The sequence below is a fragment of the Pseudoalteromonas sp. L21 genome (assembly GCF_021728035.1).
GTDB classification, from domain to species: Bacteria; Pseudomonadota; Gammaproteobacteria; order Enterobacterales; family Alteromonadaceae; genus Pseudoalteromonas; species Pseudoalteromonas arabiensis.
This window is the reverse complement of the sequence record NZ_JAKKCV010000004.1, coordinates 27525-39828: the sequence shown is the minus strand read 5'-3', so window position 1 is coordinate 39828 and position 12304 is coordinate 27525. Positions and strand designations below refer to the sequence as shown.

Below are 12304 nucleotides of genomic sequence, written 5' to 3'. Positions count from 1 at the left end.
GGTATTTTTTTTGGCGAATTTCACTAAAAAGGTTATTTAATAGCCTTACATTTTATGTCGGGCTTCAAGTAATTAGCTCGCATTTTTCAAGTGCTTGCGTATACTAAAAGGCATCTGAGCGAGTAATTATAAGGTTATTTTATGTGCCAATATTGGCAAGCCCGTATCATTGATCAACAAAAATATCGCCCAAATGATAACCGTTCTGCGTGGCAAGTAGACAGATCACGTATTATACACGCAGCCGCATTTAGGCGTTTACAAGCAAAAACGCAAATAATGGGCATTGGCCTTAATGATTTTTACCGAACTCGCCTGACACACTCTCTAGAAGTTGCGCAAATTGGCAGTGGCCTACTTAGACATTTAAAAACGCAACACGCTAATTTTAAACATTTTCCCAGTGCAAGTTTACTTGAAACTCTATGTTTAGCTCATGATATAGGCCATCCCCCTTTTGGACATGGTGGGGAAATAGCACTTAACTACATGATGCGTGAAAATGGTGGATTTGAAGGCAATGCGCAAACATTACGGATTGTCTCAAAACTGGAACCATATAGTAATGGTTACGGTATGAACTTAACACGCCGCACTTTACTCGGATTTATCAAATACCCAGCGTTTATTGATGATTTATGGCATACCATTCCGCCTTTAAGTGGAAAAAGAAGCTTTATAAAAGCGGATCATTGGCGCCCTGCTAAAGGCTTATACAAAGATGATCAAGATGTATTTAGCTGGATAATCGCTCCGCTTTCAGGCGATGATAAAAAGCTTTTGTCTAGTCATTACCAAGCCGATGAATTTAGAGCTAGAACCCATTATAAATCACTCGACGCTGCAATCATGGAGTTGGCTGATGACATTGCCTATGCCGTGCATGATCTCGAAGATGCCATAGCAACAGAAGTGCTTACCCTGTCAGATTGGCTCAACCACGCTCAACAACAATTAGACGCTCTTAATTCACCTTGGTTAAATGGGCATTTAAACTCGATAACCAAACGGCTATTTTCAGAATATGAGTACGAGCGAAAAGACGCCATTGGAGAGTTGGTTAACACCTTTATTATTAATGCTCAGTTGGTGGTTCAAAACGCTGATTTTGAGTCTGAAATATTGCAGTACACGGTCAGCTTACCTGATGAATTCGCAGCCATTCTTAATGTTTTAAAGCATTTTGTGTTTAAGCGTTTAATTCGTGAACCCAAAATGCAGCAAGTTGAATTTAAAGGACAAAATTTATTGATTGAGCTATTCAGTGCGTTTGCCAGTGATCCTATGCGTCTACTGCCCGAAACAACCCAAGAAATGTGGTTGAGTGCCCATGACAAACAAGAAAACTCAATGCGCATTATTTGCGATTATTTATCGGGAATGAGTGACGAGTACGCATATAAAACCTATCAGCGATTATTTCTTCCTGTTAGTTAATCATTGTGTGTTTAGAAGTTGGTCTAACCTTGAGTAATTAGAACTGAATGACAAATTTTTCACGCATTAAATGAACATGGATTGCAATAAAGCTTCAACGATACTTAGTGCCATATTAGCTCACTCCCCAATGAGCTACGGCGCTGACACTCTTCCCGACCCATTACACAAAGAGCGCGACGTTAGTATTAAAGCTGCCTGAAAACAACAACGCCGAGCAATTGCTCGGCGTTGTATTTAGCCTCGTTATCTTTTTACTAAAGACTCTTTACACCCATATTATAAAGTGTGAAACCATAGATATCAGCGTACATATCAATAACCTTACTAGTAGGAGTACCCGCTCCATGTCCTGCATTTGTCTCTATTCGAATCAGGTACGGGTTTTGTTTCGCACCTTTTTCTTGTAACTCAGCAGCAAACTTAAATGAATGCGCAGGCACAACACGGTCATCATGATCCCCTGTTGTCACTAAAGTCGCAGGATAACTTACACCCGCTTTAACATTGTGAACAGGCGAGTAGCCTTTTAAGTAATCAAACATTTCCTTACTTTGCTCACTCGTGCCATAGTCGTAGGCCCAACCAGCACCGGCTGTAAAGGTGTGGTAACGCAGCATATCTAATACGCCCACGGCAGGAAGCGCAACTTTAAATAGCTCAGGACGCTGAGTCATAACCGCACCGACTAATAAGCCACCGTTAGAACCACCACGCACCGCTAAGTAATCAGGTGAGCTGTATTGCTTTTCGTTTAAGTACTCTGCAGCAGCAATAAAGTCATCAAATACATTTTGCTTCTTAAGTTGTGTACCATTCACATGCCACGCTTTACCGTATTCACCACCACCACGAATATTCGCTACCGCATACACACCACCGTGCTCAAGCCATGCCGCAACCGTAGGACTGTAGCTTGGTGTTAGGCTTACGTTAAAGCCACCATAACCATATAAAATAGTTGGGTTTTTACCGTTAAGCTCGGTGCCTTTTTTGTATGAGATAATCATCGGCACTTTAGTGCCATCTTTTGATGTATAGAATACTTGTTCAGAAATATAGTCTTCGCTATTAAATTTAGCGCCCGACTTGCGATACACATCAGACTTGCCTGATTCAACATCAAACGAATAGGTATTACCTGGCGTGGTGTAATTTGTGAATGAGTAATACAATGTTTGTGCATCGTGCTTACCGCTAAAGCCGTATGCAGTGCCCACACCTGGTAAGCTGATATCGCGCACCAGTTTACCTGATTTATCGTATTGTTTTACTTGCGAAATCGCATCAACCATATACTTAGCAAAGAAGTAGTCACCGCCTTTTGAAATACTAAGCACATTGTCAGTTTCTGGGATTAAATCTTGCCAATTTTCAGGGCGTGGATCAGCGGCATCAACAGTCACTACACGCATATTTGGTGCGTTTAAGTTAGTCACTAAATAGAGTTTCGAGCCGTCATTATCAATAATAGAAGTATCTGATTCTGTGTTATCCAAAATCGTCACTAATTCGCTATCAGACTTAGTTAAATCTTTTATAAACAGTTTATTACCTGATGTTGAAGTACTTGCAGCGATAATTAAATAACGATTATCACGGGTTACCTCTGCGCCAATATAACGGTGCTTTTGTACTTCAGTTCCACCATAAATTAATTGGTCATCAGCTTGCGCTGTACCTAATTTGTGATAATAAACTTTATGTTGATCTGTTTTGGCAGACAGCTCACTTCCTTTTGGCTTATCGTAGCTCGAATAATAGAAACCTTCGTTACCAAGCCAAGCAATACCACTAAATTTCACATCGACTAACGCTTCTTCAATTGGCTGTTTTGTCGCTGTATCAATAATGATAATTTTACGCCAGTCACTGCCGCCTTCAGAGATTTGATAAGCTGCTAACGTACCGTCTTCTGTGAAGGTTAAGCCCGACATTGAGGTTGTGCCGTCGCTACTAAAAGTATTTGGGTCTAAGAACACCTCAGCTTCTGAGTCGCCTTTTTTGCGATACACCACATATTGATTTTGCAGACCATCGTTTTTATAAAAGTAGGTATACTCACCCTCTTCAAATGGTGCTGTGACTTTTTCATAGTTCATCAGCTTTTCAAGCGTGGTTTTAAGCTCATCACGATAAGGAATATTTTTTAAATAAGAAAACGTGACGTCATTTTCAGCTTTGACCCATTGTGCTGTTTCGTCGCTCATATCGTCTTCTAACCAACGATACGGATCGGCCACTTTTTCACCGAAGTACTCATCGACAACAGTGCCTTTTTTAGTTTCTGGATAATTCACAGCAGCTTTTACCTCTGCAGTTTTTACAGTTTGTTCTGTATTTTTTGGGGTTGATTCACCACACCCCGCCAGTGCAACAACAATCGCACATGCAAGCGTTTTCTTGATCATAATAGGTTTACTTGTTAGTCATTATTAACAAAATGAAAATAAAGTTAATACCCATTAATGTCTAGTAATTTGCGCCTAAACACGGGTAGAGCTGTAAACCAATGTAAAAACAAAAAAGCCACGCAATTTACGTGGCTTTCCATATTTACTGCGCAATTATACTTTTGTTAACCAGCCGTGTTTATCCGCTGATTTACCCCATTGAATATCATTCAATGCTTGGCGTAATTTTGCGACTTTTTCGCCAGGTTCGCCCGAACCCACTTTAAACTCTTGGTCATTATGAATAAGCGTGCCAACCGACGTCAATACCGCAGCGGTACCCGATAATGCAGCTTCAGTGCCTGGTTTAGCGGCTCTTTCAAGCAACTCAGACACAGTAAAATTACGCTCAGATACTGTCATACCTAAATCTTTAGCAATCGTTAAAATACTATTACGCGTTACACCGTGTAAGAATGTGCTATCAAGTGCTTTTGTGATGATTTCATCCCCATCAATTAGAATGAAGTTTGCAGCACCGGTTTCTTGTACATCGCCACCTGGGCAGAATAAAATTTGGTCTGCTTGGTGCTCAGAGCGAGCCTGTAAGATTGGACCTAATGCACTTGCGTAGTTACCACCACTTTTCACCATACCCATATGTGGCGCACAGCGCATGCCATCTTCTTCAAGTAATACACGGAGTGCCGTTGCGCCACCAGCAAAGTAGTCACCCACTGGCGAAAGTAATACATAAAGCAAGGAACTCATTGACGGCGCAGCCGCTTTACCAATTGCGGCTTCTGTCCCAATGTGCGTAGGGCGAATATACATAGACCCCGGAGGTGTAGGTGTTTCGTCGGCATACTCTTTTACAATGTCTTTGATCATTTGCTCAAGCATGCTTTCGTCAAAGTCAGGTAAGTTTAGTAACTTAGAGCTTTGTTTCATACGCGCAATGTTAGCATCCATACGAAAGATATAGACCGTGCCATCTTCGTGACGAAATGCTTTTAATCCTTCAAAACAGGTGCTTGAGTAATGTAATACGTGAGCACCCGCATGTAATTCGATTTTATCAGATGGGACCAGCGCGCTTTCACTCCATGAGTTATCAGCAAAACGTGCTTGGATCATTTGTGGCATAAATACAGTACCAAATGCGGCCATTGTTGTTCTCTCTTGTTTGGACTACTTTTACCTCATTGTAAGCTAATCCATCCCCGTTTAACCATAGCAAACTAGTGCCTTTTATCGATTAAAGTGTTAAAAATTCGACCGTTTGGTACAAAAAATGCGCAACCTAAGCTGCGCATTGTTTACCAAGAATCATTCACTAACTTATGACTATAAATTATCGATAATTCATTTTTGCTGTGAGGCGATTAAAAAAGCTTGGAAAAAAACGCTTAATGGTCGGTGCTAAACCACTTATTCCCTCGCCAATCACAACCTCATCTTTCTCGGCTTCAATGGCTTTGATCATTTTTGCAGCGGCTTTTGCGACATCCATGCCATTCTCGATTGATTGCTCTGGCTTATTTTGCGGTTTACCTTGGCCATCTAACGAATTATGTGCAATAGCTGTTTTGATTGAACCTGGGCAAATTGTCAGGCAATTCACATTTTTGTCGGCTAGTTCTGCTCTTAAGCAATCCATAAAACCCACAACCGCATATTTAGAGCCCGAATAACCTGTTCTGAACTTTGAACCGACTTTACCTGCCACACTGCTAATTGAGACCACCATACCCATACCTTGCTTCACCATCTGTGGTACTACGGCCTTGGTTAAAGCAATTAAACCAAAGTAATTCACTTCCATCAGTTGGCGATAAACCGTAAATTCGTTTTCTAAAAATAAGCTACGCTGCGACACCCCACCGTTATTGATAAGTACATCAATTCGGCCCAGTCGTTCAATCACCGCTGGCATATCTTCAAGTAGGGCTTCGGGCTTTGCCAAATCAAGGGCGACCACATGATGATTGCCGCCGAGCCTTGCATTAAGAGCGTTGAGTTTTTCCTCATTACGGGCAGACAGTATTAGCGTTGCCCCTTTTGCCGCCAGTTGCTCACAAAGTGCCTCACCAATTCCAGAAGATGCCCCTGTGACCCAAACTGTTTTACCATTTAATTGCATGTGTGTTCCTTATTATTGTTGTTATGCTTTGTTAGGCCCTGCATGTTGTTCGATATGATCAGCAATGTCTTTATAAAAGCCAAGCATAATCAAGAACTCTGCTAATACAAATAAAGGCCCTATTACCAAACCAATTAAATCGTCAACAAAGGCTGGCTTTTTACCTTCAAAATAATGACCAATAAACTGAAACACCCAACCAACAACGAAACCACCAATACTCACAGCTAGCCATAATTCGGTCGAAAGCGATACCACAGGCTTAGCGGCAATACTTAACACACTTAAGCATACAGCCATAATTAACCCCATAGATAAGCTAAGCATTAAGTAATAAAGACAAGTGAGTGCAATCACCACAGTTGCCAAGGAGATAACAGCAGGCTCTGAGAGAAGCGTGACGCGTTGCAATAAACAAATAATTGCAAACACAATTAATGGGATACCAATAAAGTGAGTGTAAATATTACGTTTAGAGCGGTGATAGAGGGCGTAATTTGTTAGTTGTTGTTTTAATGTTTTCATTATTTTTCCTGACAAAACTGTGTTCAAAGTTCAGATTAGCAGAAAATTCACTACCAAGAATGTCAACTAGCCGACATTTAACGAACCAGCATTAACTTACACATCAAACCAGTGCATCGATAACCCTGCCCTTTTCAGCGTCTGGTTGCATGTCCATGCGGTCGCGTCCTTTTTGATATTCCTCTTCTAGCATAGATTGTAACTCTTCCATTTTTTCTTGCAGGGCTTCCATATCCGCGCCTTGTTGTTGCATTTGTTCAGCAAGCTTTTCTATTTGCGCTTTAATTTCATCAATTTTCTCTTTGTCCACGCCTAAACGCTGATAAACAAGCGCTTCCTTTGCTGTCTCTAAAAATGAGCTTGGCTCTGTATGTTTTCTTAACAACTGTTGTGCAGCTGAAGAAGATTGAGCCATGGGTTTTGCTTGTGATGGAGTAAGCGACGTCTCACTATTTTTAGTGCCAGAATAATGATAAGGGTTGTACTGATTATGAAATGTAATTGCCACACGCTGTCTTCCGTTTAAGCTTGATTGCTGCTTTGTAGCAATTTTAGTTCCAAATCAGCACTGTGATTGCAATTTATCTATATTAATTATTTCAATCGATTGATATTTAAGATTAATAATTGAGTCAGCTTGCAGGGTTTGTAATATTTGATTAATAGTTTGCCGTGTTAAATAGGTCATATCGGCAAGTTGTTGCTGGGTAAGCGGCAAAGGGTTTTGGCTTGACGACTGATAAAGCATGCATAACCGCTTACTCACCTTTTGCTTTGCTGTAAGGAGTGCGTGATCTTCTAATGAGTCAAACAGGTTTCGCACTTTATTGGTAAGCAGCAGCCCAAAATCATGCCAATAGGCAGGATGCTCTTGTAATAGCTGAGTTAATGCCCGCTCAGGTACGTGTAAAAGCCGTACCGCAGTTTGTGCATACACATCGTGGGTGCGTTTACCCCCATCAAACAAAGCAACTTCACCAAACCACATCGCACTGGTTATAAAACTGAGCACCGCTTCTTTGCCTTGACTATTAACCCCAGAAACTCTAAGCACGCCATCAATAACACAATACAGACCGGTATTTTCATCGCCACGCAAAAACAATGCATCACCTGCATTTAAGGTGATTAATTTAGCATTTTTAAGTAGGCTATCTTTAAAGTTCTGTGTGCGCTGCCCAAACCAATTATCTTGATTTATTAGCGCCTGTTCCTGTTCATTCAAAGCTTTATACTTTACATTGGTTTAATAAATTAATAATAAAAGGATACGGGATGTTAAACAAATTACTTTCGACCAGCCTACTACTCAGTGCGATTTCGACCCCTGCATTAGCTAGTGATATTAATACTGAGCTTAAATCTGCAAATAAAAGCGTCAGTGAAAAAGTCATTAAATGGCGCCGTCATTTACACCAATATCCAGAGCTGAGTAACCGTGAGTTTGAAACAGCCAAATACGTAGCGAAGCATTTACGTTCTTTAGGCCTTGAAGTGCAAACAGGTGTGGCTCATACCGGTGTGGTTGCCAAACTTAAAGGGGGCAAAAAAGGTCCGCTTATTGCGCTGCGCGCTGATATGGATGCACTACCTGTTAAAGAGCAAGTAGACTTACCCTTCGCGTCAACTCAAACAACAGAGTACAAAGGCAATACCGTTGGCGTAATGCATGCCTGTGGTCATGATAACCATGTGGCTATTTTAATGGCGGCCGCTGAGTCTTTAGTCAAAATAAAAGAAGAGCTCGCGGGAGATATTCTGTTTATCTTCCAACCAGCTGAAGAAGGTGCACCAGATGGTGAAGAAGGCGGTGCGGAGCTTATGCTTAAAGAGGGCTTATTTAAAGAAAAGCCAGAAGCCGTATTTGGTTTACACGTAACCAGCTCGCTAAATACCGGACAAATTGGTTTTCGTGAAGGACCGTTGATGGCCAGCGCCGACAAATTTACAATCACAGTAAAAGGTCGTCAAACCCACGGTTCACGCCCTTGGAATGGGGTTGATCCAATTGTAGCGTCATCACAAATTATTATGGCAACACAAACCATTGCTTCGCGCCAAGTTGATGTAACCAAAGCGCCTTCGGTAGTTTCATTTGGTGCTATTAATGGCGGTGTACGTAACAACATCATCCCAGATCAAGTTGAAATGGTGGGCACTATTCGTACCTTTGACCAAGAAATGCGCGCTGACATTAAAAAACGTTTAGCTAAAACCGCCGAGATGGTGGCTGAATCCGGTGGCGCACAAGCGCATGTTCACATTGACCATGGTTACCCAGTAACCGTGAACGATATTGAATTAACTAAGAAAATGGCGCCAACACTTGCTGGTGTGGTTGGCAAAGAGAACCTGATCACAACGCCACTTATCACAGGTGCCGAAGACTTTAGTTACTACGCTTTAGAAACACCAGGCATGTTCTTTTTCTTAGGTGTCACACCAAAAGGTCAAGATGCAGTTACAGCGCCTAGTAACCATTCACCACACTTTTTTGCAGACGAGAAAGCATTACAGCTTGGTGTAAATGCGATGACCCAATTAGTGGTTGATTACCTTAAATAATCAATAATTCCACACTGGCGGGTAAGGTCATTACCCGCCCTACTTTCTTATCTGTTCAGCGCCAATAAAGTTCATTTTGCTAGGGTTAACTTACTAACAGGTAAGGAGGCCGCATGACATCAGAATACTTTCACTTTTTAAGCATTATTGGGGTGGCATTTTTTGCTATTTCTGGCACCTTGCTAGGTCATGAAAAAAGTGTCGGTGGTTTTGGTGTAGTGGTGGTTGCCACGGTAACAGCCATAGGTGGTGGTACTTTACGAGATATCCTACTCAACAAGCCGGTATTTTGGATAGCCCAACCAGATTATTTATACGCAACTTACATAGCCATATTCGCGTCTATCTTATCAATTCGTCACCTCCCCGATTTAAGTAACACCACCATGCTATTAATGGATGCTGTAGGGATGGCAATTTTCAATATTATCGGTATTGAAAAAGCACTTATTGAAGGGGCTGATATGGTTGTTGCCATTACTATGGGTATGACAACAGGTATTTTTGGTGGCTTGATGCGCGATGTAATCTGTCGAGAAGTTCCACTGGTAATGGGCGAAGAGCTTTATTCAACCGCTTGCCTATCTGGCGGGCTTACTTATGCTGCATTATTTACTTTAGAGGTGGACTATATCTGGTGTATTGTTGGTGGTTTAGTTGTCACCGTTTTTTTAAGATTAGGCGCTCTTCATTTTGGCTGGCAACCTAATCTATTTCGTAAAAGCAGCTTTAAACGCTCTTAGCAGGTCATATAAATACAGCCATCGAGGGGCATGTCAGCTGGGTACTGAGTTTGAATAAACCCCAGTTTCTCATAGGCCGTTTTAGCGAGGATATTGTGGGTGTATACAAACAACGACAAGCTATCGCAGTTCAATTGCTGTTTGCCCTGCTCTCCTAATAGATTTATCAACAGCTTTGCAAAACCTTTACCACGCTCGCTTGGCGCGATAACTAGCCGCCCTAAATGGCAACGACCTTCACGTAAATAGTATTGACCAAACCCTAACATCTGGCCTTCGTCATTAATCAACGCGAATGAATTCAACTCATCTAGGTTTAAATCTTTTTTAAAGCTTTGCGTATCAAATGGGTAATTAAAAAATGGCCCTGACCAAATACGCAGTTCTGCCTCTGTGTTAAACCAACCCATTAACTCGTTGAGTTGGTTACTCGTTACTTTAACGAGCTTCATGTTTTAACCTATCATATAAACCCGATGCACGAGTAACAGATTTATTCATTGCCATAAGCAATACATTTTTATCGGCCACCAGCTCAAATGTACTTTTCGCGCGGGTGATACCCGTGTAAACCAATTGCCTGTTAATGCCCTGATTAGCCTGTTTTATTGGCGGTAAAATCATCGCTGTGTAAGCAAATTCTGAGCCTTGCGACTTATGAATTGTCATCGCATACACTTTATCGTGAGCAGGTAAACGTGCGGGCGAAAAGGCGCGAATATTTTCTTGTTCATCAACAAACATGGCTTTTAACTGACCTTGCTCATCGTGCATTAAAATACCTATGTCGCCATTAAACAGTTTTAACTGGTAGTCGTTTTGGTTGATCATAATTGGCATACCCACATAATGCCTTTGATATGGCGAAATTAAACCTTGTTGAGCCAGTGCTTTTTCAATACGCTGATTAAGGCTATTTACACCATAATCTCCCTCTCTAACGGCAGCCAGTAACTGATAATACGCAAATGCTTTATGCACACTGGCAACACTTGCCCCTTGCTGGATAAGCTGCAAATAATCGTGATATTGCAACGCCGCTTGTTGCACAAATTGCTCAATAGGTTTACTGATCACGCTGTAATTAAGTTTAAGGTCTTTAAAGCCACCTTGATTAATCGTTTGCTCAACGAAGCCCAGTAAGCCACTGTTATTGGTATTTACAGCTTGGGCTAATTGACCAATGCCGCTGCTGCCATCAAAACGATAACTTTGCTGTAAAAACGCAATACAATCGTTAAGTACAAAATGACTGCTCGCCGCGGGTATAAAGCTCTGATTATTAAAACAAACGCGATTAAGCTGCGCTGCTCTTTCACTGCTGTAATCAGGCATTTTGCCAAGCTCTAGCCCTTGGCATAGGTCGCTGAGAATACTGCCCGTATCAACCGAAGCTAATTGGTCTTTATCACCCAGTAAAATAAGCCTTGCATGGCTCGGTAATGCCTCGATTAGTTTTGCCATAAGCGACAAATCTACCATCGATGCCTCATCAATGATCAATACATCTAAATGCAGTGGGTTACGCTTGTTATGGCGAAACTTATTAGTATGCGGAATGACGCCCAATAAACGGTGAATCGTTTGTGCACTGTCTGGAATAAGTGGCACGATATTATCAGGGATCATATTAAGCTTTTGCTTTGCCCCTAAAATGGACTCAGTTAAACGAGCTGCCGCTTTACCTGTCGGTGCAACCAGCTTAATTGTTAGCGGCGCACTGGCATACAAAGATTGTAAAATGGCTAGTAGTTTAGTTACCGTGGTGGTTTTACCGGTACCTGGGCCGCCGGTTATCACACTAAAGCCTTTTGTTGCGGCAATCGCACAGGCTACTTTTTGCCAGTTTAATGTTTTAATAGCATAGCTTGGGTTTGTTGTATGTTCACTGTGAGGAAAATACACCTCAAGTAATGCCGTTAATTCACCTTCATCAAGGGTGAGTTCTTTCGTTGCTAAATGATGTAAACGTGATGCCAGTGTGGTTTCGTATTCAGCCAATCGGGCAAAGTAGAGTTTATTCGCAAACAACAGCAGTGGCTTATCATCCCCTACGCAATCAGCATTCATTAATTTATTAACGGCCTCAGTAAGGCCAAATTCTGTCGCAAACGGGGTTAAAACCTCGGGGGATGCAATGCTGGCATCAGCTAAACTTTGCTCTTTAATTTCAAACGGGTTTTGCCAGTTTATATTCACGAGCTCTAAACAACTGTGCTGACTTTGCTGCGCAGCCGCAAGTAATAAAATCAGGTAAAATACTTCACTGTTCGCTGCATCGTTATTCTCTATCAACGATTGCGAACCGGCTACTGTTTCTGTTCCAGTAAGTAGCTCTGCAAGTTTAACATCAACTAAGCGAATACGTTTTGCCTCAAGTAAATAACTCAGTAACGGCTGTGTTTTAAGTTCTGTGGCAGGCAACACTAAATCGCTTTGGGCATGTTGTTCTGGCTGCTTATTCATTGGCTCGTTTGGCTCATGGTCATCAAAGCCGA

General features: G+C 41.7%; 10 protein-coding genes and 1 pseudogene. 3 read left to right on the top strand and 8 right to left on the bottom strand.

All coding sequences use genetic code 11. The annotated features are described in order from the left end of the window. Window positions 1-141 precede the first annotated feature (141 nt). Entirely contained in the window at window positions 142-1437 is a 1296-nt protein-coding gene (locus L3V41_RS11955) for an anti-phage deoxyguanosine triphosphatase (RefSeq protein ID WP_193987418.1), read from the top strand. A gap of 257 nt (window positions 1438-1694) precedes the next feature. Here L3V41_RS11955 and L3V41_RS11950 read toward each other — a convergent pair whose 3' ends face one another. From L3V41_RS11950 to L3V41_RS11925, 6 genes and pseudogenes are all read right to left on the bottom strand, one after another. Further along, entirely contained in the window at window positions 1695-3848 is a 2154-nt protein-coding gene (locus tag L3V41_RS11950) for a prolyl oligopeptidase family serine peptidase (protein ID WP_237127807.1), read from the bottom strand. A 156-nt stretch (window positions 3849-4004) separates the two neighbouring features. Further along, a pseudogene (locus tag L3V41_RS11945) lies at window positions 4005-5006 on the bottom strand (branched-chain amino acid aminotransferase); the annotation flags it as partial. Window positions 5007-5184: 178 nt separating this feature from the next. Continuing rightward, entirely contained in the window at window positions 5185-5973 is a 789-nt protein-coding gene (locus L3V41_RS11940) for an SDR family oxidoreductase (RefSeq protein WP_062569284.1), read from the bottom strand. A gap of 21 nt (window positions 5974-5994) precedes the next feature. Continuing rightward, entirely contained in the window at window positions 5995-6498 is a 504-nt protein-coding gene (locus tag L3V41_RS11935) for an Mpo1-like protein (RefSeq protein WP_237127806.1), read from the bottom strand. A gap of 103 nt (window positions 6499-6601) precedes the next feature. Continuing rightward, window positions 6602-7006, bottom strand: coding sequence for a hypothetical protein (locus L3V41_RS20015; protein WP_237127805.1), 405 nt, complete (start codon window positions 7004-7006; stop codon window positions 6602-6604). A gap of 54 nt (window positions 7007-7060) precedes the next feature. Beyond that, a complete protein-coding gene (locus L3V41_RS11925; RefSeq protein WP_237127804.1) occupies window positions 7061-7723 on the bottom strand; it encodes a Crp/Fnr family transcriptional regulator in 663 nt (220 codons plus the stop codon). Window positions 7724-7773: 50 nt separating this feature from the next. Here L3V41_RS11925 and L3V41_RS11920 point away from each other — a divergent pair, with 50 nt between their 5' ends. Next, on the top strand, window positions 7774-9063 hold the full coding sequence (locus tag L3V41_RS11920) for an amidohydrolase (protein WP_062569288.1): 1290 nt from the start codon (window positions 7774-7776) through the stop codon (window positions 9061-9063). Between the two features lie 113 nt (window positions 9064-9176). After that, the gene (locus tag L3V41_RS11915) at window positions 9177-9806 is read left to right on the top strand and encodes a trimeric intracellular cation channel family protein (protein ID WP_062569289.1); all 630 of its coding nucleotides are present in this window, start codon (window positions 9177-9179) and stop codon (window positions 9804-9806) included. On the opposite strand, the gene L3V41_RS11910 is transcribed toward L3V41_RS11915, so the two are convergent. Next, window positions 9803-10258, bottom strand: coding sequence for a GNAT family N-acetyltransferase (locus L3V41_RS11910; RefSeq protein WP_193987422.1), 456 nt, complete (start codon window positions 10256-10258; stop codon window positions 9803-9805). The genes L3V41_RS11915 and L3V41_RS11910 overlap by 4 nt on opposite strands. Beyond that, a complete protein-coding gene (gene recD / locus L3V41_RS11905; protein ID WP_237127979.1) occupies window positions 10245-12272 on the bottom strand; it encodes an exodeoxyribonuclease V subunit alpha in 2028 nt (675 codons plus the stop codon). The genes L3V41_RS11910 and recD overlap by 14 nt, the downstream gene beginning before the upstream one ends. Window positions 12273-12304 lie beyond the last annotated feature (32 nt).